Source organism: Pseudonocardia xinjiangensis (assembly GCF_012911925.1).
GTDB lineage: Bacteria > Actinomycetota > Actinomycetes > Mycobacteriales > Pseudonocardiaceae > Pseudonocardia > Pseudonocardia xinjiangensis.
Window position 1 is genome coordinate 23,660 of record NZ_JAAXKY010000036.1, and the last position, 26,351, is coordinate 50,010.

The 26,351-nt window shown below is 71.7% G+C and carries 26 protein-coding genes; 18 read left to right on the forward strand and 8 right to left on the reverse strand.

Annotated elements, in window-relative coordinates; genetic code table 11:
* The first annotated feature begins 25 nt into the window (after positions 1–25).
* A complete protein-coding gene (locus tag HF577_RS13545) occupies positions 26–1,156 on the forward strand; it encodes a DegT/DnrJ/EryC1/StrS family aminotransferase (protein ID WP_246266329.1) in 1,131 nt (376 codons plus the stop codon).
* Between the two features lie 55 nt (positions 1,157–1,211).
* Here the strand turns inward: HF577_RS13545 and HF577_RS13550 are convergent, their stop codons facing one another.
* Positions 1,212–1,616 carry a MerR family transcriptional regulator gene (locus HF577_RS13550; RefSeq protein ID WP_169396204.1) on the reverse strand — a complete coding sequence of 135 codons (405 nt, stop codon included), beginning with the start codon at positions 1,614–1,616 and terminating at the stop codon, positions 1,212–1,214.
* Positions 1,617–1,772: 156 nt separating this feature from the next.
* Between HF577_RS13550 and HF577_RS13555 the strand changes: the two genes are divergently transcribed.
* On the forward strand, positions 1,773–2,036 hold the full coding sequence (locus tag HF577_RS13555; RefSeq protein ID WP_211174227.1) for a carboxymuconolactone decarboxylase family protein: 264 nt from the start codon (positions 1,773–1,775) through the stop codon (positions 2,034–2,036).
* Here the strand turns inward: HF577_RS13555 and mftD are convergent.
* Together mftD and HF577_RS13565 are read right to left on the reverse strand one after the other, a co-directional pair.
* Positions 2,014–3,192, reverse strand: a complete 1,179-nt coding sequence (gene mftD / locus HF577_RS13560) for a pre-mycofactocin synthase MftD (protein ID WP_169396183.1) — start codon at positions 3,190–3,192, stop codon at positions 2,014–2,016. The two genes, HF577_RS13555 and mftD, sit on opposite strands and share 23 nt — an antisense overlap.
* Before the next feature lie 39 nt (positions 3,193–3,231).
* Positions 3,232–3,693, reverse strand: a complete 462-nt coding sequence (locus HF577_RS13565) for a hypothetical protein (protein WP_169396184.1) — start codon at positions 3,691–3,693, stop codon at positions 3,232–3,234.
* Between the two features lie 143 nt (positions 3,694–3,836).
* Between HF577_RS13565 and HF577_RS13570 the strand changes: the two genes are divergently transcribed.
* The 8 genes from HF577_RS13570 (at position 3,837) to HF577_RS13605 (ending at position 12,248) form a co-directional block, all read left to right on the forward strand.
* Positions 3,837–4,139, forward strand: coding sequence for a putative quinol monooxygenase (locus tag HF577_RS13570; RefSeq protein ID WP_169396185.1), 303 nt, complete (start codon positions 3,837–3,839; stop codon positions 4,137–4,139).
* Between the two features lie 157 nt (positions 4,140–4,296).
* Positions 4,297–5,634: an L-fucose:H+ symporter permease gene (fucP, locus tag HF577_RS13575; RefSeq protein ID WP_169396186.1), complete on the forward strand. Its 1,338-nt coding sequence runs from the start codon at positions 4,297–4,299 to the stop codon at positions 5,632–5,634.
* A gap of 62 nt (positions 5,635–5,696) precedes the next feature.
* Entirely contained in the window at positions 5,697–6,713 is a 1,017-nt protein-coding gene (locus tag HF577_RS13580) for a carbohydrate kinase family protein (RefSeq protein ID WP_169396187.1), read from the forward strand.
* Entirely contained in the window at positions 6,710–9,952 is a 3,243-nt protein-coding gene (locus tag HF577_RS13585) for an HAD-IA family hydrolase (protein WP_169396188.1), read from the forward strand. Before HF577_RS13580 ends, HF577_RS13585 begins: the two co-directional genes overlap by 4 nt.
* An 89-nt stretch (positions 9,953–10,041) precedes the next feature.
* Positions 10,042–10,416, forward strand: coding sequence for a helix-turn-helix domain-containing protein (locus HF577_RS13590; RefSeq protein ID WP_169396205.1), 375 nt, complete (start codon positions 10,042–10,044; stop codon positions 10,414–10,416).
* 57 nt (positions 10,417–10,473) lie between these two features.
* Positions 10,474–10,896 carry a VOC family protein gene (locus HF577_RS13595; protein WP_169396189.1) on the forward strand — a complete coding sequence of 141 codons (423 nt, stop codon included), beginning with the start codon at positions 10,474–10,476 and terminating at the stop codon, positions 10,894–10,896.
* A 183-nt stretch (positions 10,897–11,079) separates the two neighbouring features.
* Positions 11,080–11,358, forward strand: a complete 279-nt coding sequence (locus tag HF577_RS13600) for a hypothetical protein (protein ID WP_169396190.1) — start codon at positions 11,080–11,082, stop codon at positions 11,356–11,358.
* On the forward strand, positions 11,355–12,248 hold the full coding sequence (locus tag HF577_RS13605) for a diacylglycerol/lipid kinase family protein (protein WP_169396191.1): 894 nt from the start codon (positions 11,355–11,357) through the stop codon (positions 12,246–12,248). The genes HF577_RS13600 and HF577_RS13605 overlap by 4 nt, the downstream gene beginning before the upstream one ends.
* On the opposite strand, the gene HF577_RS13610 is transcribed toward HF577_RS13605, so the two are convergent.
* Together HF577_RS13610 and HF577_RS13615 are read right to left on the reverse strand one after the other, a co-directional pair.
* Positions 12,241–12,897 (reverse strand): TetR/AcrR family transcriptional regulator, encoded by a 657-nt coding sequence (locus HF577_RS13610; protein ID WP_312859120.1) that lies wholly within the window; start codon positions 12,895–12,897, stop codon positions 12,241–12,243. The two genes, HF577_RS13605 and HF577_RS13610, sit on opposite strands and share 8 nt — an antisense overlap.
* Before the next feature lie 44 nt (positions 12,898–12,941).
* A complete protein-coding gene (locus tag HF577_RS13615; RefSeq protein ID WP_169396193.1) occupies positions 12,942–14,279 on the reverse strand; it encodes an MFS transporter in 1,338 nt (445 codons plus the stop codon).
* A 265-nt stretch (positions 14,280–14,544) separates the two neighbouring features.
* Between HF577_RS13615 and HF577_RS13620 the strand changes: the two genes are divergently transcribed.
* Positions 14,545–15,597, forward strand: a complete 1,053-nt coding sequence (locus HF577_RS13620; RefSeq protein WP_169396194.1) for an aromatic ring-hydroxylating dioxygenase subunit alpha — start codon at positions 14,545–14,547, stop codon at positions 15,595–15,597.
* Positions 15,598–15,605: 8 nt separating this feature from the next.
* The gene (locus HF577_RS13625; protein WP_169396163.1) at positions 15,606–15,851 is read left to right on the forward strand and encodes a hypothetical protein; all 246 of its coding nucleotides are present in this window, start codon (positions 15,606–15,608) and stop codon (positions 15,849–15,851) included.
* Positions 15,852–15,865: 14 nt separating this feature from the next.
* Here HF577_RS13625 and HF577_RS13630 read toward each other — a convergent pair whose 3' ends face one another.
* Complete coding sequence (locus tag HF577_RS13630; RefSeq protein WP_169396195.1) at positions 15,866–16,270, reverse strand: RidA family protein; 405 nt, start codon at positions 16,268–16,270, stop codon at positions 15,866–15,868.
* A 125-nt stretch (positions 16,271–16,395) separates the two neighbouring features.
* On the opposite strand from HF577_RS13630, the gene HF577_RS13635 reads away from it, so the two are divergent.
* The 4 genes from HF577_RS13635 to HF577_RS13650 all read left to right on the forward strand — a co-directional run bounded on the left by HF577_RS13635 (position 16,396) and on the right by HF577_RS13650 (position 21,433).
* Positions 16,396–17,748, forward strand: a complete 1,353-nt coding sequence (locus HF577_RS13635) for a type III PLP-dependent enzyme domain-containing protein (RefSeq protein WP_312859121.1) — start codon at positions 16,396–16,398, stop codon at positions 17,746–17,748.
* A 14-nt stretch (positions 17,749–17,762) separates the two neighbouring features.
* Positions 17,763–19,370, forward strand: a complete 1,608-nt coding sequence (locus tag HF577_RS13640) for an N-acyl-D-amino-acid deacylase family protein (protein WP_169396197.1) — start codon at positions 17,763–17,765, stop codon at positions 19,368–19,370.
* 45 nt (positions 19,371–19,415) lie between these two features.
* Positions 19,416–20,873 carry a GntP family permease gene (locus tag HF577_RS13645; RefSeq protein WP_169396198.1) on the forward strand — a complete coding sequence of 486 codons (1,458 nt, stop codon included), beginning with the start codon at positions 19,416–19,418 and terminating at the stop codon, positions 20,871–20,873.
* 95 nt (positions 20,874–20,968) lie between these two features.
* Positions 20,969–21,433 carry a winged helix-turn-helix transcriptional regulator gene (locus tag HF577_RS13650; RefSeq protein WP_169396199.1) on the forward strand — a complete coding sequence of 155 codons (465 nt, stop codon included), beginning with the start codon at positions 20,969–20,971 and terminating at the stop codon, positions 21,431–21,433.
* 37 nt (positions 21,434–21,470) lie between these two features.
* Here the strand turns inward: HF577_RS13650 and HF577_RS13655 are convergent, their stop codons facing one another.
* Complete coding sequence (locus HF577_RS13655) at positions 21,471–22,658, reverse strand: nitroreductase family protein (protein WP_169396200.1); 1,188 nt, start codon at positions 22,656–22,658, stop codon at positions 21,471–21,473.
* Positions 22,659–22,983: 325 nt separating this feature from the next.
* Between HF577_RS13655 and HF577_RS13660 the strand changes: the two genes are divergently transcribed.
* Complete coding sequence (locus HF577_RS13660) at positions 22,984–24,687, forward strand: AMP-binding protein (RefSeq protein WP_169396201.1); 1,704 nt, start codon at positions 22,984–22,986, stop codon at positions 24,685–24,687.
* A 54-nt stretch (positions 24,688–24,741) separates the two neighbouring features.
* Positions 24,742–25,575, forward strand: a complete 834-nt coding sequence (locus HF577_RS13665) for an HD domain-containing protein (RefSeq protein WP_211174228.1) — start codon at positions 24,742–24,744, stop codon at positions 25,573–25,575.
* Positions 25,576–25,609: 34 nt separating this feature from the next.
* Here the strand turns inward: HF577_RS13665 and HF577_RS13670 are convergent.
* On the reverse strand, positions 25,610–26,351 hold a 742-nt coding region (locus HF577_RS13670), incomplete at its 5' end, for a Rid family hydrolase (protein ID WP_211174229.1).

A 26,351-nucleotide genomic window follows, 5' to 3' on the forward strand; every position in this document is an offset into this window, starting at 1 on the left:
AGACTCAGGCCCCGGAGGTACGTAGATGCGATTTCGGGAGATGGGTGCGGCCGTGCGGGTGCTGGCCCGCAACGACCTGGCCCGCTACAGCGGCGGCGGCACGTCCGAGACGTCCCGCTTCGAGGCCGAGCTGGGCCGGATGCTCGGGGTCGAGCACGCGCTGGCGGTGAACAGCGGCACGAGCGCGCTCATCGGTGCGCTGGTCGGCGCCGGGATCGGGCCGGGCGACGAGGTGCTCGTGCCGGCCTTCACGTGGGTCGCCACAGCCGCGGCACCGCTGGCGGTCGGCGCCGTGCCGGTGCTGGTCGAGATCGACGCGAGCCTGACCATGGATCCGGCCGACCTCGCCCGCAAGATCACGCCGAACACCCGCGCGGTGATCCCGGTGCACATGCTCAACCTCGTGTGCGACATGGACGCGATCATGAAGGTCGCCGCGGAGCACGACATCGTGGTGATCGAGGACACGTGCCAGGCGATCGGCGTGCGCCACCACGGCCGCCGGGTCGGGTCGATCGGGCACGTCGCGGCGTTCAGCTTCAACCAGCACAAGAACATCACCTGCGGTGAGGGTGGCGCGGTCGTCACCAACGACCGGCGCATCCACGCGCGGGCCGCGATGCACCACGACGTCGGCAGCTACGAGCGGCCCGGCTGGATCGAGACCGAGGCCTTGTTCCCCGGCGTCAACCACCGCATGCCGGAGCTCTCGGCCGCCGTTCTGCGCCCCCAGCTCGCCGCGCTCGACGCCCAGCTGGACCGCAGGCGACGGCGCCGGCAGATGGTGCTCGACCGGATCGCGTCCGGCCCCTGGCGGGGGGTGGCCACGGCACCGCACCACGACGAGCCGGACGCCGTCGGGCTCGCCCTGACCTTCGACGACCCGGAGCGGGCCCGCACGTTCGGCGCGCTGCGGGGAGCTCGCCGGCTGATCGACAGCGGCCGACACGTCTACACCAACTGGCAGTCGGTCCAGGCCAAGCGCTCCTACCACCCGCTGTTCGACCCGCACGGCTGGGCGGGCCGCGAGGTGGACTACGGCCCGGACGCCTGCCCGGCCACGCTGGAGATCCTCTCCCGCACCTGCTCCGTGGAGCTCGCCCCGGAGGTGCCGACACCCGCGTTCCGGTTCCTGACCAGGGCGATGGGCCGCTGACCCCCGCCACGACGACGGGCTCCGGCACGGGCCGACCTCGTCCCCGAGGGGTGGGTCAGCCCGTGTCGGAGATCTGGCGCCTGCTCTCCCCCGCCAGCCTGCGGAGCTCCCGTGACAGCATCTCCAGGCCCTGCACCTGGGCGCGCAGTGCCTCCACCCGGCTGTCGACCGCGGTGCGGAACACGCCGAGCCGTCCGGCCAGCTCGGCGGTGACCCGGGCGTCGTCGCCGAGGTCGTCCTCCAGCGCGTCCATGGTGGCGAGCAGCTCACGCAGCTGCTCCAGGCTGAAGTCGAGCGGCCGGAGCGTCTTGACCAGCACCAGCCGATCGATGTCGGCCTCCGTGTAGAGGCGGAAGCCGCCTGCCGAACGCTTCGATGGCACGACGAGCCCGACCTCGTCCCAGTGCCGGATCGTCCGCAGCGACAAGCCCACTCGCGTGGCGACCTCGCCGATCTGCATCACTCTCGTCGTTCCTTCCCAGCGAGTTGACCGAGCTTAGCCGCCGACCCGGGCCCGGCAGCGGCACGACGCTCGGCAGATCCACACGGATCCCGGCGGCCGTCTGTCACATCCGCGGCCGCCCCACCGTCCTGGTGGTGGATCCGGTGCGAGGCGGTGGTCACCTGGCGCGAGGCGCCGTTCTTCACCCCCGCCGAGCGCGCCGCCCTCGCCCTCACCGAGGAGGCCACCCGGCTCGACGCGCACGGGGTGAGCGAGGAGGTCTGGACCGAGGCGGCCGCACACTACGACCCGCCGACCCTCGCCGCGCTCGTCACGGCGATCGCCACGATCAACGCCTGGAACCGCATCGGCGTGACCCTGCGCCTCGTGCCCGGCTCCCACCGGGGCGCCGCTGCTACTTCTGGGGCGACCGCGTGAAGTCCGGCGGCACGATGAGGTCCTCGGGCCGCAGGTCGTGCACCGACGCCCGGCCGAGCCCGAGCAGCGTCTCGTCGATCCCGCTGCGCAGGATCTGCAGGACGTTGGCCACCCCCGCCTCGCCGTTAGCCGCCATCCCCCACAGGTAGGCGCGCCCGATCAGCACGGCGCGGGCCCCGAGGGCGAGGGCCTTCACCACGTCGCTTCCCCGCCGGACGCCGCCGTCGAGCAGGACCTCCACCTGCTCGCCGACGGCGTCGACCACAGCGGGGAGGGCACGGATCGACGCCGGGGTGCCGTCGAGGTTGTTGCCACCGTGGTTGGACACACTGACCGCGGTGGCACCGGCGTCGACGGCGCGCCGGGCGTCGTCGGGGTGCATGATCCCCTTCACCGCGAACGGGCCGCCCCACTGCTCGCGCAGCCACGCGATGTCGTCCCAGGTCGGCAGCGGGGTCTGCATCCACTCGCCGTAGGCACCGAAGAACGTGGGCGCGTCCTCGCCCGGCGCCGCCATGTTGGGCGTGGTGAGGTCGGGCAGGGCGCGGTGGCGCGCCCATTCGAGCAGGTACCGGGGCCGCACGAGGCCCTCCGGGGCGAACCGGAGCAACGCACGGACGTCGAGCCGCTCGGGGATGGGCGGGCTGCCCCAGTCCCGGCGTGTGGCGAACGTCCAGTCCAGGGTGACGATCAGCGCCTTCGCGCCGGCCGCCCGCGCGCGTTCCGCGCGCTGCAGGATGCGGTCGCGCCCGCCCACCCAGTAGGTCTGGAAGAACGTCACCGGGTTGGCGGCCACCACGTCCTCGACGGACCGGCTCGCGAACGAGCTCAGGCTCATGGCCGTGCCCGCGGCGGCGGCGGCGCGGGCCACGGCCACCTCGCCCTCCGGGCTCACCGCCTGCACGCCGGTCGGGGAGATGACCACCGGGAACGCGATCTCCTGGCCGAGCACGGAGGTGGCCTGTTCGCGATGCCGGGGAAGGTCGGCGATGTGCGGGCGGAAGCCGATCTCGCGGAACGCCTGCACGTTGTCCTCGAGCGTGACGCCCTGCTCCGACCCCGCCACGAGTGCCAGGTAGACCGACTTCGGGAGCCGCTTCCTCGCCCGGCGCTGCGCCTCGGCGACCGACTCGAACCACTCCCTGGTGCTGGCCATGGGAAGACACTATCCAGCGGCGGGGTCGACCTCGATCTTTCAGACGTCGCGGGTGGCGACGTGCGTGACCGGCAGGCCGAACTTGCGGGCCAGGCGCCCGGGCAGGTCCTGGTGCAGCCAACGCGACATCCGCGCCGGGAGCGTCGAGACGATGATCTCGTCGAACTCCCGGCCGGACACGGCCGCCTCGACCGCGCGCACGGGGTCGGGGTCGCACACCTCACCTCCCGCGGTGGCACCGGCGGCGGCCAGTTCCTTCAGCGCCGCGTCGAGCTTCACCTGCGCCAGCCGACGGGCCTCCTCGGGCGGCGCCGGGATCGCGGGGACCCCACCCATGACCGGCATCGGGACGGCCATCGCGCTCGCCGAGAGGTCCTTCACGCGGGTCGCCGGCACGACGAGCCAGAACTCGGCGGGGCCTGCGGCCACCCGCTCCCGGACGAGGTCCGCGAGCTCGGCACTGCCCAGCGTCTGGTTCGCGACGACGAGATAACGGTGCATGACGCCTCCCGAAGGTGTCGGGCCTGTGCCGCCGGCGCCGACGACATCGTGGAACGGCGCCACATTCGGCGCGCGAACAGTACCGCTGCGCGCCCGACGGGAGAATGGTTCGGGTGGGGCCGAACGGGTGTAGGAATGCACGCATGAACGAATCGGACCGGCCGCTGTTCCTGGTGGTGACGATCAAGCCGCGGCTGGATCGGATGGCGGAAGCGGAAGCCCAGCTGCAGTCCATGCGACGGAACACGCTCACCGAGCCCGGGTGTGTCTTCATGCATCTGGTGCAGCCCCAGGACGATCCGCAAACCTGGGTGATGCTGGAGATGTTCCGCTCCCGAGCGGCCTGGGACGAACACATGCGACAGCCCTACAACACCGAGGGCAACATCATTCTGCAGGATCTGCTCCGGGAACCCTCGGACCTCCGGCTGTTCGACGAGAAGTAGCCGCCGGAACTGCTACCCGCTTCGCGAGTGCGAACACGGAACGTAGTTTGTGGCGCTTCCGGTGGAATCCCGCACAGGTGCGGACTAGGGTTCGCCCAGCTGTGTCCCACATCACACCGAGATGGGTACCGGTCCAGCGCCTGCGAGGGGTGATCTCATGTCCCGTGGTTCGGTCACCCGGGTACAGCCGCACGAGGAGGCACGGAAGCCGAGGCTCGTCTATCCGGGCCTCACCGTTCCGTTCGTCCTGGTCATCCTCTGCTTCGCGGCGTGGGGGTCGGCGGCCAACCTCACCGATGTCCTCGTCGGCGTGTTCCGCCACATCTTCGCGATGTCGAACTTCGAGTCGGCGCTCGTGCAGTTCGCGTACTACGGCGCCTACTTCTCACTCGCCATCCCGGCCGCATTGATCAACAGGCGCTACGGATACAAGGCCGGCGTGCTCACCGGTCTGGCCTGTGCGACGCTCGGCGGGCTGATGTTCATCCCGGCGAGCATTCTGCTCACGTACGGGTTCTTCCTGGTCGCCCTGTTCGTGCTGGCCGCCGGACTGTCGATCCTGGAGACCTCGGCCAACCCGTTCGTGATCGCGATGGGCCCGGAACAGAGTGCGACCCAGCGGCTGAACCTCGCCCAGTCGTTCAACCCGGTCGGCGCGAACATCGGGGTGCTCCTCGGAGCGGTACTGATCCTCCCGCAGATCACGCCGGAATCGGCGAAGACGTCGATGACGCCCGAGCAGCTGCGCCAGACCCAGGAACAGGACCTGTCGCTGGTGCTGGGGCCCTACACCGGAATCGCCTGCGTACTGCTGCTGATCTGGATTCTCATCGCCTTCCGCAAGATCTCCGTTCCCGAGGAACACGCCGAGTTCGGGCTGGACACGGAACGGACCGGAGTGCTCGGCCGGCTCTGGCACAACCGGCACTACCGCTACGGCGTGGCCGCCCAGTTCCTCAACGTCGGAGCCCAGGTCTGCACCTGGACGTTCACGATCCAGTACGCACAGGACGTCGTGGGCGTCAGCACCGCGAACTCGGGCTGGTACCTGCAGGCCAGCCTCATCCTGTTCCTCATCTCGCGGTTCGTGATGACCTATCTGCTCGGCATCTTCCGGCCGACGAAGCTGCTCTTCGCCATGGGCGCACTCGGGGTGGTCTTCGCCCTGGTCGCCGTGTTCTCGCCGAACATCGTGGGCCTGCTCGCCGTGGTCGGGATCTCGCTCTCGCTGTCCCTGATGTTCCCGACGATCTACGGCGTGGCCCTGCGTGGCCTGGGCCCGGACACCAAGTTCGGCGCGGCGGGCCTCGTGATGGCCATCCTCGGCGGCGCGCTCCTCCCGCTGGTCCAGGGCTGGATCATGGACGCGTCCGGTGCCGCGGCCGCCTTCATCGTCCCGGCGATCTGCCTGGCCCTGGTGGCGTGCTACGCGCTGTTCGACCTCCGCAGCAGCCGGCATCCGGACCTGGCCGTGGACGAGGGCGTCGCGCAGTGAGCAGGTGACGCGGCCCCGGCAGGCACACCGGTACACGGTTCTCGTCGAGAGGAGTGGCGCGGATGTTCGTCGTCGTCGGGGAAGCGCTCGTGGACCTGGTCGGGCAGCGTGGCAGCCGCACCCTCGTCGCGCATCCCGGCGGGAGCCCGGCCAACGTGGCACTCGGGCTGGCCCGCCTGGGGGACGAGGTGACGCTCATGACGCGGCTGGGCCGCGACGCGCTGGGTGAGATGGTCGCCGCGCATCTGCGGGCCGGCGGTGTCCATGTCGAGAGCGGCACCGACCGGTCCACCTCCACCAGTCTCGCGATCGCCACCCTCGCCGCGGGGATCGCGACCTACGACTTCCGCATCGAGTGGGACATCGACGCGCTCGAGCCCCTCCCGATCGAGACGCGCTGCCTGCACACCGGCTCGCTGGCGACCGCACTGACACCGGGCAGCAGGAACGTCGAGGACCTCATGGAGCGGGAGCAGCGGCGGGGCCGGGTGACGATCTCCTACGACCCCAATGTGCGGCCCGCCCTGCTCGGCTCACCCCACCACGCGCGCCCCGGCATCGAGCGCCTGGTCGGCCTGTCCGACGTGGTGAAGGTCAGCGACGAGGACCTGCTGTGGCTCTACCCCGACCGCCGGGACGAGGACGTGGCCAGGGAGTGGCTGGGACGGGGGCCCGCGCTCGTCGTCGTGACCCGTGGCGGCCGGGGCGTCCACGCCGTCACGGCGAACCTGGAGCTGCGGCGACCGGCCCAGCCGATCGACCTGGTGGACACGGTCGGGGCGGGTGACTCCTTCACCTCCGGCCTGCTCGACGGCCTTCGCCGGGCCGATCTGATCGGCGGCTCGCGGCGCGCTGCCCTCGCGGCGGTCGACGAGTCCACCCTCCTCAGCGTGGTGGATGCGGCGGCCCTCGTCGCGGCGATCACCTGCTCCCGGCCGGGTGCCGATCCGCCGACGCGCACCGAGGTCGACGCCGCCGCCGACACCGCGCGATCGTCCACGACCGCCACGGCGCCGCTCGGCGGCTCACGAGGGATCGCCCCACCCGGTCCCGAGCTCGAGCAAGGGAGACAGCGATGAACCGGATGAACGGGGCCGGGGGCTTCCGCGGCGCGATCTTCGACGTCGACGGCGTGCTCGTCGACTCCCCGCACGAGCTGGCCTGGCGGGAGGCCTTCGCGGCACTGATGGAGGGCGCGTGGAGCGACATCCGGGACCGGACGAGCTGGACCCCGGAACGCTTCACCCCCGCGGTCTACCAGCAGGTGATGGCCGGGATGCCGCGCATGGCGGGCGCCCGGGCGGCGATGGAGCACTTCGGGGTGCCCGACATCGACGCGCGGATCCAGCAGTACGCGGATGCGAAGCAGGAGCACGTGCTCATCCTGATCGACCAGGGCCGTTTCATGGCGTTCCCGGACGCGCTGCGGTTCATCCTCGACGTGAAGGCCATGGGCGTCCCGGTGGCGGCCGCGTCGTCGTCGAAGAACGCCAAGCTGTTCCTCGACCGGATCCGCCTCGACCTGTTCGCCGCCGAGCAGCGGATCGACCACGACTTCATCCACCCGGGCATGACACTGTCCCAGCTCTTCGACGCCGACATCTCCGGGCGGGACTTCGCGAAGGGGAAGCCGGACCCGACGATCTTCCTCACCGCCGCGGAGGAGCTCGGTGTCCACCCGGCCGACTGCGTCGTCACCGAGGACGCGACCAGCGGCATCCAGGCCGCCAAGGCGGCGGGCATGGCCGCGCTCGGGGTGGCCCGGCTGGACGACCGCGACATGCTGCTGGAGGCGGGCGCCGACCTCGTCGTGACTACGCTGGACGACGTCTCGAGGCGGGCCCTGCGCCACGGGTACCTCGAGGAGCGGCGCGCGGCCGCAGAGATCCGGCAGCGGCGCACGCAGCAGCCGTCGAGCGTGTGGTGCCTGCGGTACGACAGCTTCGACCCCGCCCGGCAGGGCCTGCGGGAGGCGCTGCTCGCGCTGGGCAACGGCTACCTGGTCACGCGCGGCGCCCTGCCCGAGTCGGTCGCCGACGACGTGCACTACCCCGGCACGTACGTCGCGGGCCTCTACGACCGGGCCGAGACCGAGGTCGCCGGGCGAATGGTCGAGAACGAGGATCTGGTCAACGTCCCGAACTGGCTGCCGCTGCGGTTCCGGATCGAGGGCGGGGAGTGGTTCGACGCCCGCCGCGCCGACGTCGCCGAGCACCGCTTCGAGCTCGACATCCGCCGGGGCGTGCTGACGCGGGACATGACCTGGCAGGACGCCGAGGGACGCCGGACCAGCATGACCCAGCGCCGGTTCGTGAGCATGAAGGACGAGCACTTCGGCGGGCTGGAGACCACGTTCACCGCGGAGAACTGGTCGGGCCGGCTCGAGGTCTCCTCCGGGCTGGACGGCCGGGTCGTCAACTCGGGCGTGAAGCGCTACCGCGACCTGAACGGGCGGCACCTGCAGGTGCTGGGACACGGTGAGGTCGACCGGGAGACCGTCGACCTGCAGGTCGAGACGCTGCAGTCGCACGTGCGCGTCGCGGTGGCCGCCCGGACGCGGGTGCTGCGCGACGGGGAGCGGCTCGACGTCGACCGGCGGCTGGTCGAGGAGCCCGGGTACGTCGCCCACGGACTGGGCATCGACCTCGAGGAGGGGCGCCCGGCGACCGTGGAGAAGATCGTCGCGCTGTACACCTCGCGGGACCGCGGGATCTCCGAGAGCCGCGACGACGCCCGGCTGGCCGCGGCGACGGCGGAGGACTTCGCCGCGCTGCTGGCACGGCACGAGGGCGCGTGGAACAGCCTCTGGAACCGCTTCGACATCCAGCTCGACAGCGCCAACGAGTGGACCGAGACGGTCCTGCACCTGCACATCTTCCATCTGCTGCAGACCATCTCGCCGCACACGCAGCACCTGGACGTCGGCGTACCGGCCCGCGGCTGGCACGGGGAGGCCTACCGGGGCCACGTCTTCTGGGACGAGATGTTCATCTTCCCGTTCTTCAACTTCGAACGCCCGAGCCTGGCCGCCGCGCTGCTGCAGTACCGCTACGAGCGGCTCGACACGGCCCGGGCCGCGGCCCGCGCCGCGGGGTACGAGGGCGCCATGTTCCCGTGGCAGAGCGGGGCCACCGGTCGCGAGGAGACCCAGGAGGTCCACCTCAACCCGAAGTCGGGCCGCTGGCTGCCGGACCACTCGCACAACCAGCGCCACGTCAACATCGCCATCGCCTACAACGTCTGGCAGCACTACATGGTCACCGGGAGCACCGGGTTCCTGCGCTTCACCGGTGCCGAGCTGCTGATCGAGATCGCCCGGTTCTGGGCCAGCGCCACCACCTACGACGCCGGCGAGGATCGGTACGAGATCCACGGCGTGGTGGGGCCGGACGAGTACCACGAGGGCTACCCGGACTCCGACGAGCCGGGGCTGCGCAACAACACCTACACCAACGTCATGGCGGTGTGGGTGCTCCAGCGGGCTCTGGAGACGCTCGACGTCCTGCCGCCGCACTACCGCGAGGAGCTCGTCGCGGAGCTCGGCATCCGCGACGACGAGCCGGACCGGTGGCGGGACATCACCAGGAAGATGAAGGTCGTCTTCCACGCCGACGGCGTGCTCACCCAGTTCGAGGGCTACGAGGACCTGCCCGAGTTCGACTGGGTGGGCTACCGGGAGCGCTACGGCAACATCCAGCGGCTGGACCGGCTGCTGGAGGCCGAGGGCGACAGCACCAACCGGTACAAGCTCGCCAAGCAGGCCGACGTCCTCATGCTGCTGTTCCTGCTCTCCCGCGACGAGCTGCGCGGGCTGCTGCACAACCTCGGCTACGAGGTGAGCGCGGAACAGCTGGCCCGGACCGTCGAGTACCACCTCGACCGGACCTCACACGGCTCCACGCTCAGTGGCGTGGTGAGCGCCTGGGTGATGGCCCGCTATCACCCCGAGGAGGCCTGGCGGTTCCTGCAGCAGGCGCTGGAGAGCGACGTCAGTGACGTCCAGGGCGGCACGACGGCCGAGGGCATCCACCTCGGGGCGATGGCCGGGACGGTCGACATCGTGCTGCGGTGCCTCACCGGCATGCGCGCACTCGGCTCGGTGCTCCGCTTCGAGCCCGCACTGCCGCCGGAGGTGAAGGAGCTGCGGTTCAGCGTCCACTACCGCGGCCAGCGCGTGGACGTCGACCTGGCCGAGGACCGGATCCGGCTCAGCGCCCGGCCGGGTGGCACCACCCCCGTCCACCTCCTCGTGCACGGTCAGGCCGTCGAGCTCGCACCCGGTCAGGAGCGTGAGCTGCCGCTGGACCGCCTCTCGTGAAAGGCGGCGGCTAACCTGCCCCCGTGACGCGCTCCGACGGCGGGCCACGGCCCGGCGCCCGCAGCGCGGTCGAGGACAGCAACCGCCGCATGCTCCGCGCGCGGGACGCGATGGACCGCACCTACGCCGAACCGCTCGACGTGCCGGCCCTCGCCCGGATCGCGTTCGTCTCCCCCGCCCACTTCAGCCGGACGTTCCGGGCCACGTTCGGCGAGACGCCGCACCGCTACCTGCAGCGGCGCCGCGTGGAGCGGGCGATGTTCCTGCTGCGGACGAGCGGGCGCAGCGTCACCGAGATCTGTGTGGACGTCGGCTTCACGAGCCTGGGCACGTTCAGCCGGACGTTCCGCGCCATCGTCGGCGAGTCGCCCTCGGCCTACCGCAAGCGCGGCGGCGACCACCCGGCCGACGCGGTGCCGACCTGCTTCGCGAGGGCGTGGCTGCGCCCCGCCGGCCCGCGCTGAGGACCGGAGCAGTTTCGGATAAGCAGCACGCGCGGCCGGCCCCCTAGGTTTCTCCGCATGCTGAAGAACATCACGCAGTCCTCGATCGTCGTGCTCGACCAGGACGAGGCGCTCGACTTCTACGTCAACAAGCTCGGGCTCGAGCTCCACGCCGACCAGGACCTGGGCTTCATGCGCTGGCTGACCGTCCACGTCCCCGGCGACCCCGAGCGGCAGATCCTGCTGGAGAAGCCCGGTCCGCCCGCGATGGACGAGGCCACCGCGGCGCAGGTGCGCGAGCTGGTCACGAAGGGCGCGATGGGCGGCTGGCTGTGCATCAGCACCGACGACCCGCAGAAGTCCTTCGAGACGCTCAAGGCCCGCGGCGTCGAGATCACCGACGAGCCCTCCGAGAAGCCCTACGGCACGGACTTCGGGATCCGCGACCCGTTCGGTAACGCCATCCGGATCGGCAAGCTGAACCCACCCGCCGACGCCTGACGCGAGTCGCCCGTTTCGCGTGCGCGAGTCGCCCGTTTCCTGCTGCGGGCGGCCACGGTGACAGCGTTGTGGTCCCATATTGCTGTTCCAGTGCGGCTTGATGCCGCGATATGTGCCCATGACGCCGCGCAGGGAGACACCCCTGCCCGGATGGATTGGCCCAACTCCGGGTACAACGCCCGTGTGAATCGATTCGGTCCTTTCGCCCGGCGCTCCTCCCGCGACCGGGCGCCCGATGGCCGCGTGGTGCCCCGGCCGTACGTCCAGGGGGACCCCGCGGTGCCCGGCAGGCGCAGGCGCGGCCGGTTCGGCTTCTGGGGCCCCGTGCCCTACTACTCGACCAGGACCCGCCGCGGGTCGGAGGTCTCGGTCGGGGGCTGCGGCTGCTGCCTGCCCATCCCGCTCCTCGTCACGGCCGGTGCGGTCGGACTGCTGCGCACGGTCTGGCGGCGGCTGCGATGACCGGCACCGAGGGGTTCGACCGGATGGTCGTGATCTTCAACCCGAACAGCACGGGGCGTGCTCCCGAGCTCGCCGAGGAGCTGCGCGCCGAGCTGGCGGACCGGTCGCCGGACCTGCCGGTGACGATGAGCCCCACCCAGCACGCCGGGCACGGTCGCGACCTGGCCCGCGAGGCGGCAGCGGCGGGTGGCCGCCCGCTGATCGTCTCCGTCAGCGGGGACGGCGGGTACAACGAGGTCGTCGACGGCGTCATGAAGGCCGGCAACCCCGACGTCGTCTGCGCGGTGATGGCGGCGGGCAACGCCAACGACCACCGGCGGACCATCCGGGAGCGGCCGCTCGCCGACGCCGTGGTCGCCGGCGAGGTGTACCGCATCGACCTGCTCCGCATGACCATCGGCACCGGCCCCGATGCGCGCACGCACTACGCCCACTCCTACATCGGGCTCGGGCTGACGCCGGTCGTCGCGGTCGACCTGGAGAAGGGCGGCAAGGGCTCCTTCCGGGAGATCGTGTCGGTGGTGCGGACCTTCGCCCGCTTCCGTCCCTTCACGATCGAGCTGGAGGACGGGAGCCGCCGCAGCGTCGACAGCCTGCTCTTCGCCAACATCTCCGAGATGGCCAAGTTCGCCACCCTCAGCGACGGCGGACGGCCCGACGACGGCCGGTTCGAGGTGATCACGGTGCCGCACACGGCGAAGTGGCGGATCCTCGGTGTCGCCATCAGGGCGGCGACACGCGGCCTGGGGCCGCAGCCCACCGCCACGCGCTACGGCTTCACCACGCTCAAGCCCACCCCGATGCAGCTCGACGGCGAGGTCATCGCACTCGACCCCGGCACCCCCGTCTGCGTCGAGGTGGCCCCCCGGGCGCTCGCGACGATCAGCTGACGGGCCCGGTGGGCGGCGGCGCGGAGCAGGTGGCGTGGCGGAGCATCAGCAGGGCGGATGCGTGCAGGTCGGTCAGCGCGTCCGGCCGGCCCGACAGATGCCGCAGCAGCGCCATCTGGAAGGCGCCGTCGAACATCGTGTAGACCGACGACGACGTGAGCCCCGGCCGCACGCCCAGCAGCTCGGCATGCCGGCTGACGACCCGCCAGATCATCCGCTCGATGCTGGCGTCGATCTCGAGGACGTCGGCGCGGAAGGACTCCTCGAACAGTGCCTGCGCCCGCAGGTCGTACCAGAGGCGGTGCAGCTTGCTCTCCTCGCGCACCGACTCGACGAGGCCGTCAGCGAACCGGACGGCGAGCCCCTCGGGTGAGTCGGCCTCCACCACGAGCCGGTCGTAGCGGAGCACGCACTGCGCCTTGTACTCCCGGACGCAGCACGTGATCAGGTCGACCTTGTCGGTGAAGTAGTAGTGCAGGACACCGTGGGAGAACGCGGAGTTCTGCGCGATCTCCCGCAGGCTCGTGCGGGCGTAGCCGAGCTCGGACAGCGTCTGGATCGCCGCCTGGGCCAGTTCCTTGCGACGCTCCGCGAACTTGCCGGCAGCCGGCCGCGAGGGCCGGGGGCGCTTCGCCGCGGCTTCGGTCACCGGTGGGTCTGCGGGGGGTGCGACGCGCATTCCGTCCCCGGCTCTCACGCCGCCGGCACGGCTGCCGTCCTCGCCTGCAGCCGGCCGGCCACGACCGTGCCGATCCCGGCGAGGACCACCATGAACGTGAGGTAGACCGACACGCCCCAGACACCGGCGGCTGAGGCCAGCAGCAGGGTGGCGATGATCGGCGCCAGTGCGCCGCCGAGCACCGAGCCGAGCTGGTAGCCGATCGAGGCGCCGCTGTAGCGGACCTCCACCGGGAACGCCTCGGCGGCCACCGCGGCCGACGGCCCGTACATCGGCGCGGCGCCCGTGCGCCCGAGCACCACGGCGATGAAGACGACCACCGGGACCGCGGTGGCCAGCAGCGGGAGGAAGACGATCGCGACGAGCCCGGTGGAGACGGCACCGAACAGGATCATCCGGTGCCGGCCGATGCGGTCCGACAGCGAGGAGAAGTACAGCGACAGCGGGATCTCCAGCAGCGCGGCCACGAGCACGGCGGAGATCATGAAGGTGTTGGGGAGCCCCAGGGTGGCGGTGCCGTACTGGATGGCGAACGTCGCCGCCATGTAGCCCATCGTGGTGATGCCGGCGAAGATCCCGATGCCGCAGAGCACCTGCGGCCAGTGGTCGCGCGCGACCGTGATGATCGGCAGCCGCATCGACGGGGCGGCCTTCGCGGCGGCGGCAGCGGCCACGAACTCGGGGCTCTCGGTGACCTTGAGCCGGACGTAGAGCCCCACGGCCACCAGCGCGGCGCTGACGAGGAACGGGATGCGCCAGCCCCACGACGTGAACTGCTCGTCGCTCAATGTGGCGGCCAGCACCAGGAACACGAGGTTCGAGGTGATGAGCCCGATCGGCACGCCGAGCTGGGGGAAGCTGCCGTAGAGGCCGCGCCGGTTCTCCGGGGCGTGCTCCACCGAGATCAGCACGGCCCCACCCCACTCACCGCCGACGGCGAGGCCCTGCACCACCCGCAGCAGCACGAGCAGGATCGGGGCGGCCACCCCGATCTGGGCGAAGTTGGGCAGCACCCCGATGAGCGCGGTCGCGACGCCCATCGACACGAGCGTGGTGACGAGGGTCCGCTTCCGCCCGATCCGGTCGCCGAGGTGGCCGAAGACCACCCCGCCGATGGGGCGCGCCAGGAACCCGACGGCGAACGTGCCGAGAGCGGCCAGGGTGCCGGCCAGCGGAGAGGCGCCCGGGAAGAACTGGCCGCGGAACACGATCACGGCGGCGAGGCCGTAGATGAAGAAGTCGTACCACTCGATGGACGTGCCGACGAGGCTGGCCACCGCCACCCTGCGCACCTCGGCCGGCGTCGCCGCCGGGGCCGGTGCATCCGGCGGGTACTCGGTGGACGAAGACATCTGCACTCCTCTGTGGAACGCCGGGGGCCCCCGTCGCCCGGCCGCGGCGACGGTTGGCAGCACCCTGCTCCGGGGACGATCAGTGCGCTATCACACTTCCGCATGCTGAAAAGGCATTTCCGGCGATCGTCGCGAACGTCTACGCCACGCCGCCGCCGGGGCGGACTGCACCAACCGGTTGATCCGCTCGGCAACCCCGGATTACCTTTCCGCCATGTGGCAAGGGGGTTCGGTCGCCGGCCTCCCCGCCGGAGCATGCATAGGTATGACAACGATCCCGCGCGACCAGTGGTACGTCGCGGCCTACGGCCGCGAGATCGGGCACGACCTGTTCTCCCGCACCGTCTGCGGGGAGTCCATCCTGTTCTGGCGCACGGAGGCCGGCGAGGTCACGGCGATGTCGGACCGGTGCGTCCACCGCCGCTTCCCCCTGTCCCAGGCGCCGAGCCGGCTCGTCGGCGACGCGGTGGTCTGCGGCTACCACGGCTTCACCTACGGGGCCGACGGCGCGTGCGTCGCGGTGCCCGGCCAGACCCGGGTGCCGCGCACCGCCCGGCTGCGCAGCTACCCCGTCGTCGAGCAGGACTCCTTCGTCTGGGTGTGGATCGGTGACCCGGCGCGGGCCGACGCCACGCGCATCCCGCGCGCGCCGTGGCTCGACTCCCCCGACTACGCGACGGTCTCGGGCATGGAGCCGCTCGCGGCCCGCTTCGGCCTGCTGGTGGACAACCTCATGGACCTCTCGCACGAGACCTACCTGCACGGCGGCTACATCGGCACGCCCGAGGTGGCCGGCACGCCGATCACCACCGAGGTCGACGACGCCGCCGGCATCGTCTACGTGAGCCGCCACATGGACGACGCCGAGTGCCCGCCCTTCTACGCGAACTCGACCGGCCTGACCGGCCGGATCGCGCGCTGGCAGGACATCGAGTACGCGCCGCCGTGCCTGTACAAGCTGCACAGCCGGATCGCGCCGGTGGGCTCCCTGCCGAACCCGGACGGCACCGACCCCGACGCCTTCCACGTCGAGGTCGTCTACGCGATCACACCGGAGACCGAGAACCGCACCCACGACTTCTGGGCGGTCGCCCGTGACTTCGCGCTCGACGACACCTCGGTCTCGGACTTCATCGCCGAGCAGAACCGCACCGTCGTGCTGCAGGACGTCGCCGCGCTCGACGTGCTGGAGCAGGTGATCGCCACCGAACCGGCGGGCTACCAGGAGCTGTCCATCAACATCGACACCGGCGGCCTCGCCGCCCGGCGGATGCTCACGGCGATGCTGCAGGAGCCGGCCACGGCGGCGGCGAGGTGAGCCCGGGCATGGACATCGAGCCCGTCCGCATGCTCACCGGGCCCGGGGTGCTGCGGGTGGTGTGGCTGCCGGGGAGCGACCAGCTGCAGGGCACCTGCCACTGCGGCGCCGCGCACGTGGCCGACGGGCCGGTCGAGGTGTGGGACTGGCTGCTCGCCCACCCCGTGGGGCACGGCCCCGGCCGCCGGCCCGACGAGGAGGAGCCGCCCACCCCGGGGCGGAGCTCCCCGTCGCCCGTGCCCGCGTTCGCCTGATCCGCGCGGGCGTCTCAGCCCACCACGGCGAGCGCGTCGATCTCGACCAGCATGGCCTCGTGGGGCAGGCCGACGATCAGCGTGGTGCGGCCGGGCAGCTCGCCGCTCGGCACGTGCTCGGCCAGGAACTGCGCGTACACCTCGTTCATCGCGGCGAAGTCGCCGCGGCTGGTGAGGTAGACCCGGAACATCACGACGTCCTCGACGCCCGCGCCGCCGGCCTCCAGGATCGCGCGGACGTTCTCGAGCGTGCGCCGGGTCTGTGCCCTGACGTCCCCCACCCCGACGTACTCGCGGGTCGCCGGGTCCATCGGGGTCTGCCCGGAGACCTGGAGGATGCCGCCCTTGCGCACCCCCTGGCTGTAGGTGTGCGCCGGGGCGGGTGCGTCCGTCGTGCTCACGATGGTCTTGCCGGTCATGCCTGGCCTTTCGTCTCGGTCGGGGACCGGGTGTCGGTTGCCTGCTGCCAGCCGCAGTCGCGGGAGATCCGCCCGGTGACGGGCATGTGATCATTTGACGCGTTCGGTTAGCAATGCTACAACCCGTGGATCACACCCTGCACCGGACGTTGCGCCTGACGCAACCACGCAGCGTGAAGGGACTCACCGTGGCCACGATCGTCGACGCCCGCCGACCGGACGCGCTGGACAAGTCGCTGCCCGTTGCCGCGGACGGGGCGACGGTCGCCGAGTTCCTCGCCTGCCGCCCGCGGCTCTCGGCCTTCAGCACCCCGCTCCTGGTACTGACGTCGTCGGTGATCGACGCCAACGTGACCCGGATGGCCCGGTGGTGCGCCGCGCGCGGGGTGGACCTGGCGCCGCACGGCAAGACGACGATGGCGCCCGCCATCTGGCAGCGCCAGCTCCGGGCCGGAGCCTGGGGCATCACGGTGGCGACGCCGAGCCAGCTGCGGGTGGCGGTGGCGTCGGGCGTGCGCCGCATCCAGCTCGCGAACGCGCTGGTCGACCCGGTCGGGCTGACCCGGGTCAGCGCCGCTCTGGACGCCGACGCGGGGCTGCAGGTGCTCAGCTGGGTCGACTCGGTCGACGCCGTCGAGGCGATGACCACCGTGCTCGCCGGCGTCGGTCCACGCCGCCCGCTCACCGTGCTGGTGGAGCTGGGCGCACCGGGTGGCCGGACGGGTGCCCGCGACCTGCCGACCGCGCAGGCGGTGGCCGCGGCCGTGGCCGCGAGCCCGCACCTCGTCCTGGGCGGGGTCAGCGGCTACGAGGGCGCGCTCGCCCACGACGCCTCCCCCGGCGCGCTCCACGCCGTCCGCGGCTACCTGGGCGACCTCGCGGCGCTGCACCGGGCACTGGTCGGGGCCGGGGCCTACTCCGGAGCGTCCGAGGTGGTCGTCACCGCGGGTGGCAGCGCCTACTTCGACAACGTGGCCGGCGTGCTCGGGCCGCTGGCCGATCCCGCGGGCGCGGCGGGCGTGCCCACCCGCGTGCTGCTGCGCCCGGGCGCCTACGTGATCCACGACGACGGCTTCTACCGGGGCATCTCGCCGTTCTCCCGGGACCACGGCGAGCCGCTGCGCTCGGCCATGCACGCCTGGGCGCGGGTCGTCTCCCGCCCCGAGCCGGCGCTGGCCCTGCTCGACGCCGGGAAGCGTGACGTCCCGTTCGACGAGGGGCTGCCGGAGCCGCAGCTGGTGGCCGACCGGCTGGGCGGCCCGGTCACGCGGCTGTCCGGCGCGGAGATCACCGCCGTGAACGACCAGCACTGCTTCCTCCGCATCGACCCGGCCTCGACGCTGCGGGTGGGGCAGGTCGTGCGCCTGGGCCTCTCGCACCCGTGCACCGCGTTCGACAAGTGGCAGTGGATCCCCGTGATCGCCGACGACGCCGAGACCGACCCGGTCGTGGTCGATCTCCTCCGGACCTACTTCTGAGCAGGGGAACCCGCGTGCGCACCCTCATCCGGTCCGCGACCGTCGTCGACGGGACCGAGCAGCCCCGCTACGGCGCGCACGTGCTCCTCGACGGCGCCCGGATCGCCGAGATCTCCCGCGACGGGGGCACGCCGCCCGGCGCCGACCGGGTCATCGATGCCGACGGGCTGGTGCTCGCGCCCGGCTTCATCGACATGCACGCCCACTCCGACCTACAGATCCTGACGGCACCGGAGCACCTGCCCAAGATCACCCAGGGCGTCACCACCGAGCTGCTCGGCCAGGACGGGCTGTCCTACGCGCCGGTCGACGACGCCGCGCTGGCCATGCTCCGGAAGAAGATCGCCGGCTGGAACGGCGACCCCGCCGGCTTCGACTTCTCGTGGCGCAGCGTCGGGGAGTACCTCGACCGGCTCGACGAGGGCATCGCGGGCAACGCCGCGTACCTGGTGCCGCACGGGGTGGTCCGGGCCCTCGTCCTGGGCTGGGACGACGTCCCGGCCACCGCGGCCGACATCACGGCCATGCAGCGGATCGTCCGCACCGGCATGACCGAGGGCGCCGTGGGGCTCTCCGCCGGGCTGACCTACACCCCCGGCATGTACGCCGACTCGGCCGAGCTGCTCGCGCTGTGCCGGACGGTCGCCGAGCTCGGTGGCTTCTTCGCCCCGCACCACCGCTCCTACGGCAAGGGAGCCCTCGAGGCCTACGCGGAGATGATCGACCTCAGCACGCGGTCGGGGTGTGCCCTGCACCTGTCGCACGCCACGATGAACTTCGGCCCGAACAAGGGCCGCGCGGGCGAGCTGCTCGCCCTGCTCGACCGGGCCGTCGACGCCGGCACCGACATCAGCCTGGACACCTACCCCTACCTGCCCGGGGCCACCACGCTGTCGGCGGTGCTGCCCAGCTGGTCGTCGGCCGGCGGCCAGGACGCCACGCTGGCCCGGCTGCGCAACCCCGACGACCTGGCCCGGATCCGCGAGGACCTGGAGGTGCACGGCTCCGACGGCTGCCACGGCGTGGTCGCCGAGTGGGACACCATCGAGATCAGTGGGGTGACCCGCCCCGAGCTCGACGACACCGTCGGCCGGACGATCGCGCAGCTCGCCCGTGCGCAGCGGCGTGCCCCGTTCGACGTGTTCGTCGACATCCTGCTCCGCGACGACCTGGGCACCGGGATCCTGCAGCACGTCGGCCACGAGGAGAACGTCCGGGCGATCATGCGCCACCCCCGCCACACCGCGGGGAGCGACGGCATCCTGGTCGGCGCGAAGCCTCACCCCCGGGCCTGGGGCACGTTCCCCCGCTACCTCGGCCACTACGCGCGCGACCTGGGCCTGTTCACGCTCGAGGAGTGCGTCGGGCACCTCACCGGCCGCGCGGCGGCCCGGCTGCGGCTGCGCGACCGGGGTCTGGTCCGCCCCGGGTACGCCGCCGACCTCGTGCTGTTCGACCCCGCGACGGTCGCCGCCACCACCACCTTCGAACACCCCAAGCAGCAGGCAGCCGGCATCCCCTACGTCTTCGTCAACGGTGAGGCCGCCGTGGCCGATGGCGCACGCACCGACGCCATGGCGGGCCGGGCGCTGCGCCGCCGCCCCGGCGGCGACGTGACCTGACCGTCCGGACCCCCTCCTCCCCTCCCCTCCCCCTCGGAGCCGCTGATGAATGCCTTCGTGCACTGGCTGCAGCACGACACGGCCGGTCTGCTCACGCTCGCCGTCCTGAGCGTCGCCGTCCTGCTGCTGCTGATCATCAAGGTCAAGCTCGAACCCTTCATCGCCCTGATCGTGGTGGGGGTGCTCGTCGCGCTGGCCGCGGGCGTGCCGATCGCCAAGCTGGTGGGCACCCCGATCAAGTCCTCCGACTCGCTGCTCGAGACGGGGTTCGGCTCGATCCTCGGCCACATCGCCCCGATCATCGGTCTGGGGACGGTGCTCGGCGCGATCATGGAGCGCTCGGGCGGGGCCGACGTGCTGACCACCCGGCTGCTGAAGCTGTTCGGCCCGAAGGGCGCTCCCCTGGCCATGGGCCTCACCGGCGTGATCCTGGGCATCCCGGTGTTCTTCGACATCGGCATCTTCGTGCTGGCGCCGCTGGTCTACGTGGCGGCCAAGCGCGGCGGCCGGTCGCTGGTGCTGTACGCGATGCCGATGCTCGCCGGCCTGTCGATGACGCACGCGTTCCTGCCGCCGCACCCGGGGCCCGTCGCCGCCGCCGGCCTGCTGGGGGTCGACCTGGGCTGGCTCATCATCATGGGTCTCGTCTGCGGCATCCCGGCCTGGCTGGTCAGCGGCGTATGGTGGGGCTCCTACATCGGCAGGCGGGTGCTCGTGGACGTGCCCGACGAGTTCGTCCCCACCGAGCCCGACAGCGCCGGGCCCGGCAACCCCGAGAAGGACGGCCCCGACGACGCTCCGGCGGGGGGCGTCGCCACCGCGGTGCGCACCCGGCCGCCGTCGGTGGCGCTGATCAGCTCGGTCATCCTGCTGCCGATGGTGCTGATCCTCGGGGCCACCGTGGGCACCGTCGCGCTCCACGGGGGCCCCGCGCAGTCGGTGCTCGTCTTCCTCGGGACGCCGACGATCGCGCTGACCGTCGCGGTGCTCGTGGCCATGTACCTGCTCGGCGTGCGGCGCGGCATCGGGGTCACCGAGCTCGGCCGCCTCACCGGCGAGTCGCTCAAGCCGATCGGGATGATCCTGCTCGTCGTGGGCGCCGGATCGTTCTTCGGTGCGGTGCTGCGGGCCACCGGCGTCGGTGAGGCACTGGCCGGCTCGATGACGGCAGGCGGGCTGCCGGTGATCGTCTCGGCCTACCTGATCAGCTCGGCCCTGCGGCTGGCCCAGGGCTCGGCCACCGTCGCCATCGTCACCACCGCGGGCATCATCGAACCCATCGTGACGGCGGGCGGCTACTCGCACGCCCAGATCGCGCTGATCGTCATCTCGGTGTCGGCCGGGTCGATCATCGCGAGCCACGTCAACGACGGTGGCTTCTGGATCGTCGCCAAGTACTTCAACATGTCGGTCAAGGACACGCTCAAGACCTGGACGGTCCTGGAGACGATCCTGTCCGTGGTCGGCTTCGCCATGGCCGTTCTCGTGTGGCAGGTGGTGTAGCGCCCGGGGTGAGGTGGCAGGCCGGGGCGCGCTCCTGCATTGCGGGCCTAAAGCCAGCTGCCGCCGATCGAGCGGATCGTCCTAGTCTTCACGGCATGGACGTGGACGGGAACGAGCCGACGTGCTCGATCGAGCGGAGCCTGCAGATCCTCGGTGAGCGATGGACGCTGCTCATCCTGCGCGACGCGTTCCGCGGCCTGCACCGGTTCGCCGACTTCCGGCGCAGCCTCGGGATCGCCCCGAACCTCCTCAGCACCCGGCTGAGGACGCTCGTCGACGCCGGCCTCCTCGAGACACGCGGGTACCAGGAACCCGGCAGCCGCTCCCGCGTCGGCTATCACCTCACCCCGTCCGCCATGCGGCTGCGCCTCATCCTGGCGGCCCTGCAGCAGTGGGGGGACGAGGAGCGGCCCCGGCCCGCCGGACCGTCCTCCCTCCGCCGCTCCCGTACCACGGGACGACCCCTGCGGGTCGCCCTCGTCGACGAGACCGGCGCGGAGGTCCCGCAAGATGACCTGGTGTTCCTGGCCGCGACGCCGGAGGTCTCCCAACCCGCCTGACGCCACGCCGCGCGGCGGCCATGCGTCCAGGACGCACTCAGCTCTCGGCGAGCGTCCTGACGCCGGCGAGGGTGGCGGCGATGTTCGCCCGGATGACACGGAACCGCCCGGTCCAGATCTCCTCGGCCTGCTCGGGATGCTTCTGGACGACGGCCGCCGTGCCGGTGACCCCGGGTCCGACCTGCATCGCGTGGGTGACCCGGGTCCGGCCGCCGAGCAGCGGATGCAGGCGGAACGTCCAGCGGGCCGACGGGCTGTCGCTGTCGCCGACGACGTAGGTGAACTCGTGCGGCGGCTCCCACCGCTCGACCCGGCAGGACGTGGTCCAGGACAGCGTGCCCTCCGCCAGCCGGTTGATCGCCGGATGCCCGGCGTCCTCGCAGGCGTTCGAGCCGCGGAACACCGCACCGGACCCGGGTTGCTCGTTCCCGTCCCAGGTGGCGCCGGTGGCCTCGGAACTGAACCGCGACGGCAGCGTGATGTCGCTGACCAACTCCCACACGCGCTCGGCCGGCGCCTGCACGTCCACGTCGAGGCTCACCCCCCGGCCCTCGCCGGGATGGGTCCGCTGCTCCTCGGGCACCGTGCTGGTGGTGAACCCCCACTGGTCGAAGAACGCGATCTCACTCGCCGGACGTCGGGGGGCCGGCTGGAAGTCGCCGCCGGTCGTGTAGGCCACCGGGAACAACACGATCTGCGTGACGCCGTCCGGGATGCCCAGCAGCTCGGCCACCTCCTGCGCGCGGTGCAGGTGCAGCGTCGTCCACGAGGTCCCGATACCGCGAGCCCGCGCCGCGAGGCAGAAGCTCCAGGCCGACTGGATCACCGAGTCGAACAGGCCGGGCCTGCCGCTGCCGTCGTGCGTGCCGTAGATAGTGACGATGACCAGGGTCGGCACCCGCTCCAGGTTGTCGGCGAGGTACGTCGCCGAGCCGGCCACCCGCTGCCGTCGCCCGTCCGCCTGCTCGGCCGCGGCCCGCAGCCCGGCGAACAGGCTGGATCCGGCCTTCCGGTACAGCTCGGCGATGCGTTCCTTGGTGGCCGGATCGCGGACGACGACCCACCGCCGGCTGGCCTGGTCGGAGCCGGACGGCGCCTGCTCGGCCAGGTCGATCAACCGCAGCACCACCTCGTCGGGCACCGGCCGGTCGAGGTCCAGGCGCTTCCGCACCGCCCTCGTGGTGCTGAGCACGTGGTCGATCCGGTCGAGGTCGAAGGACGTCATCAGATCCCTCCCGATAGCTGGTCGATGCGGATCGACTGACCCACCCCGTCAATATAGTTGCCATAATCTATCGACGGATTTCCTACGCACCACACACGGAACAGCGCTGATCGGTACGTTGCGCCATCTTGCCCAGTCCGACCGAATACCTGTTCCGAATGGGACGAGAACGGCATTCCTCTTCCCCGCTGCTCATCGCAATGGGCAGGCCTGATCAGGTGGGATAAAGATCACAGTCCCCCGATGATCTGATCCATACCACCGGCCTTCACGTGTAATTCATAAGTGCCTCGAAAGGTGCGACTCCGTCCTGGGAGGAGATGCGATGGCCAACCTGACCGAAGAGGTCGTGCGGCGCGGGGTCACGGCGCCGCTGGGGCTGCGACCGACCCCGCGATGGGCCCGGATCTACCGCTCACGCGGAGTCTGGCGCGACCAGACACCTGTTTCCGACCTGCGGCGATGGCGCCGGAGGACCCCGGACGCCGTGGCGATCACCGCCCACCGCGCCGAGCACGGGGTCCGGCACCTCACCTACCGTGAGTACGCCGCCTACGTCGAACGGTTCGCCGGCGCGCTGCACGAGCTGGGCGTGCGCCGCGGGGACGTGGTCGCGATCCAGCTGCCCAACTGGTGGCAGGTCAGTACTCTGATTCTGGCGTGTGCCCGGATCGGTGCCGTGACGGTTCCGATCACCACCAGCATTCGTCCCCGCGAGCTGGAACGCATGCTCGCGATGCTCGGGGCGGCGGTCTGTGTGACCGTCGACCGCTGGCTCGGATTCGACCATTCCGCGGCATTGGCCGAGATCGCCCCGCGGCTGCCGCACCTGCGGCACCGGGTGGTGCTCGGTGATCACGTGCAGGACGGCGAGGTGGACTTCGTCCGGCACTTCGAGGACGTGCCGTGGGAACAGTGGCACGGCATCAGCCTCGACGACCCGGGCGAGGACCCGGACCAGGTCTCCCTGGTCACCTTCACCTCCGGCACCACCGGGTCACCGAAGGCCGTGCTGCACACGTTCAACACGTTCCATGCCGGCTGTTCGCCCATCGCGATCGAGGACGAGCTCGGACCGGACGACCGGCTGTTCACCCCGCACCCCCTCACGCACGGGTGGGGGGTGAAGTTCGGGGTCCTCCTCCCCCTGCTCGCCGGCGCCCGTTCCGTGGTCATGGACACCTGGGAGCCGGATACGGCGCTGCGCCTGCTCGTCAGCAGCGGCGCGACGGCCCTCGTCGCCACCCCGGCGTTCCTGTCCGAACTGACGTCAGTGGCCCGGCAGCGGTGCGAGCGGCTGCCGACCGTGCGCCGGATCGTGACCGGCGCCGTCCCCGTCCCGCCCGAGGTGATCACCGAGGTCGGCGAGTGGTTCCGCGTGGTCCCGCAGACGGCGTGGGGAATGTCCGAGGTCATCGGCGGCACCCGGACCCGGATCACCGACCCGGTCGACTGGCCGACCCGCAGCGACGGCTGCCCGCGCGCCGACCTGGAGATCGACCTGCGCGGTGACGGGGAGATCACCCCGGAACGGCCGGCCCGGCTCTACGTGCGGGGCGCCAGCGTCTGCCTCGCCACCGTGAACCGCGACACGGGAGCGACCGTCGTGCTGGCCGAGCACGACCACGGGTGGTACGACACGGGGGACATCGTTGTCCCGGACGGCCGCGACGGCATCCGGCTGGTCGGCCGGACGGGCGACCGCATCGGCGGACTGGCCATGATTCCGGTGCTCGACGTGGAGCAGGCGCTGCGTCGTCATCCGGCAGTACGAGAGGTGGCCCTGGTGGGTTATCCCGATCCGCACGGCGGAGAGCTGGCATGCGCAGTGGTCGTGCCCGACGCGCCGGTCACCCTGGCCGACCTGCGCCACCATCTCGCGACCCTGCAGATGACCGAGTGGTACCGGCCCAGCCGCCTCGAGATCCTGCCTGCGCTGCCGCGCAACACCATGGGCAAGGTCGAGAAGGACCGGCTCCGGCGGTGGTTGCGGGACGGCACCGCGCTCGACCAGTGCCCTCCCGGATGACGGGCCGGTCACGTCGGGACACCACCGCACACCCCACCACCCCGAGGAGCTTGCATGTCCGTCGATGAAACGCTCGGCGAGCCCGTCCCCTCCACCGAGGTCCCGGCAGAGGAACTCCCGAGCACCGTGCGCTACATCGGCTCCATGGCCTGGGTGCGCGAGCCGCTGGACGACGCGGTGCGGGGCCGCAGGCGGGTGATCGCTCCCCCCTCGACCGCGACGATCGGCACCCCCGCGCACGGCGCCAAGGCGGCACTGAAGGCCGAGCTCGACCAGCCGAACACCGTCTTCATGATGGGGGACAACCCCGCGCTGCCGAAGATGCCCGAGCGCCCGACGCTCGGCGACTTCTTCCGCCTGCGGTTCGACGCCTTCTCCACCTCGCACATGCTGCAGAGCGCGAAGATCGCCAAGGACCGCGGCCTGGACGAGAACGTCGTCATGGCCTGCCTGCTCCACGACATCGCCGTGGCCGGACTGATCTCCAGCGACCACGGGTACTGGGGCGCCCAGCTGCTGGCGCCCTACGTCGACGAGGAGGTGGCCTGGGCCGTCGAGAAGCACGAGGCCCTGCGGTACTTCGCCGACGAGTCGGTCGGCTACTCCTACCCGGAGGCGTACATCAGGTACTTCGGCGAGGACTACGACCCGCCCGAGTACATCCACCGCGAGCACGAGGCAGCGCGCAAGCACCGCTGGTACATGACGTCCCGGCTGGTCACGATCAACGACGTCTACTCGTTCGACCCGGCCGCGGAGGTCCGGTTCGAGGAGTTCGAGGACATCGTCGGGCGCAACTTCCGCCAGCCCGCGGAAGGGCTCGGGTTCGACGGGTCGCCGGTGGCGCACATGTGGCGCACGATGATCTGGCCCAACAACTTCCTGTGAGCCACTTGCAGGGGCGCCCCGGCGGCCCCGGCCCTCAGCGGGGGCCGGTGCCCGCGGGGAACACGGCGTCCACCTCCACCTCCACCAGCCAGCCCGCCACGGGCAGGCTCTGCACCTCGAGCGCGAAGCGGCTCGGCCGGGCGGGGTTGCGCACGAGCGGCGCGGCGGGGGCCGCGGTGCCCAGCGGGACGAGCTCCGTGTCGCCGCTGGCGAGGTTGGTGTTGGCGAAGAACTGCCGGTAGGCGCGGTTCCAGCCGGCGTAGTCGGCGCGGTCGGAGCCGGGGGCGTTGTCGAGGAAGACGCGCATCGTCGTCACGTTCTCGAGCGTCAGCCCCTGCGCCTCCAGGTTCTCCCGGATGTTGCGCAGCACGTTCATGCCCTGCGCCTCGGTGATCGTGACCCCGGCGGGAAGCCTGCCGCCGGTGAACTGGTCGGTGTCGATGAACGACTCCGGGGTCCCGTCCGCGACGGCGGCGTTGAGCTGCGTCGGCCCCAGCCCGCTGGTCTTGTAGAGGGCGGCACCCGCGCCGAGCGCCACACCCTGGGCGATCATGGGGTTGTCCTGCCCGGGCTCCAGCACCGCCTGCGACACGACCTCCGGCGGGGCCGGGGCGGCCGCGGCGGCACCGCCGGTCGAACATCCGGCGGCGAGCACGAGCACGGCCGCTCCCGCCGCGACCGCCCGCCTGCGGGCGAGCGGAGATGTCTTCTGGCGCTGCAGGCTCGGTCGGTGCGGCATCGGGTGCTCCTGTCGGGGCTGGGGGTGCTGGGGGTGC

Bases quoted from the DNA above. Each gene is read 5' to 3' on its own strand.
- HF577_RS13545 (WP_246266329.1), top strand. From the start codon at position 26: ATGCGATTTCGGGAGATGGGTGCGGCCGTGCGGGTGCTGGCCCGCAAC.
- HF577_RS13550 (WP_169396204.1), bottom strand. From the start codon at position 1,616: ATGCAGATCGGCGAGGTCGCCACGCGAGTGGGCTTGTCGCTGCGGACG.
- mftD (WP_169396183.1), bottom strand. From the start codon at position 3,192: ATGGCCAGCACCAGGGAGTGGTTCGAGTCGGTCGCCGAGGCGCAGCGC.
- HF577_RS13565 (WP_169396184.1), bottom strand. From the start codon at position 3,693: ATGCACCGTTATCTCGTCGTCGCGAACCAGACGCTGGGCAGTGCCGAG.
- HF577_RS13570 (WP_169396185.1), top strand. From the start codon at position 3,837: ATGAACGAATCGGACCGGCCGCTGTTCCTGGTGGTGACGATCAAGCCG.
- fucP (WP_169396186.1), top strand. From the start codon at position 4,297: ATGTCCCGTGGTTCGGTCACCCGGGTACAGCCGCACGAGGAGGCACGG.
- HF577_RS13580 (WP_169396187.1), top strand. From the start codon at position 5,697: ATGTTCGTCGTCGTCGGGGAAGCGCTCGTGGACCTGGTCGGGCAGCGT.
- HF577_RS13585 (WP_169396188.1), top strand. From the start codon at position 6,710: ATGAACCGGATGAACGGGGCCGGGGGCTTCCGCGGCGCGATCTTCGAC.
- HF577_RS13590 (WP_169396205.1), top strand. From the start codon at position 10,042: ATGCTCCGCGCGCGGGACGCGATGGACCGCACCTACGCCGAACCGCTC.
- HF577_RS13595 (WP_169396189.1), top strand. From the start codon at position 10,474: ATGCTGAAGAACATCACGCAGTCCTCGATCGTCGTGCTCGACCAGGAC.
- HF577_RS13605 (WP_169396191.1), top strand. From the start codon at position 11,355: ATGACCGGCACCGAGGGGTTCGACCGGATGGTCGTGATCTTCAACCCG.
- HF577_RS13615 (WP_169396193.1), bottom strand. From the start codon at position 14,279: ATGTCTTCGTCCACCGAGTACCCGCCGGATGCACCGGCCCCGGCGGCG.
- HF577_RS13620 (WP_169396194.1), top strand. From the start codon at position 14,545: ATGACAACGATCCCGCGCGACCAGTGGTACGTCGCGGCCTACGGCCGC.
- HF577_RS13625 (WP_169396163.1), top strand. From the start codon at position 15,606: ATGGACATCGAGCCCGTCCGCATGCTCACCGGGCCCGGGGTGCTGCGG.
- HF577_RS13630 (WP_169396195.1), bottom strand. From the start codon at position 16,270: ATGACCGGCAAGACCATCGTGAGCACGACGGACGCACCCGCCCCGGCG.
- HF577_RS13645 (WP_169396198.1), top strand. From the start codon at position 19,416: ATGAATGCCTTCGTGCACTGGCTGCAGCACGACACGGCCGGTCTGCTC.
- HF577_RS13650 (WP_169396199.1), top strand. From the start codon at position 20,969: ATGGACGTGGACGGGAACGAGCCGACGTGCTCGATCGAGCGGAGCCTG.
- HF577_RS13655 (WP_169396200.1), bottom strand. From the start codon at position 22,658: ATGACGTCCTTCGACCTCGACCGGATCGACCACGTGCTCAGCACCACG.
- HF577_RS13660 (WP_169396201.1), top strand. From the start codon at position 22,984: ATGGCCAACCTGACCGAAGAGGTCGTGCGGCGCGGGGTCACGGCGCCG.
- HF577_RS13665 (WP_211174228.1), top strand. From the start codon at position 24,742: ATGTCCGTCGATGAAACGCTCGGCGAGCCCGTCCCCTCCACCGAGGTC.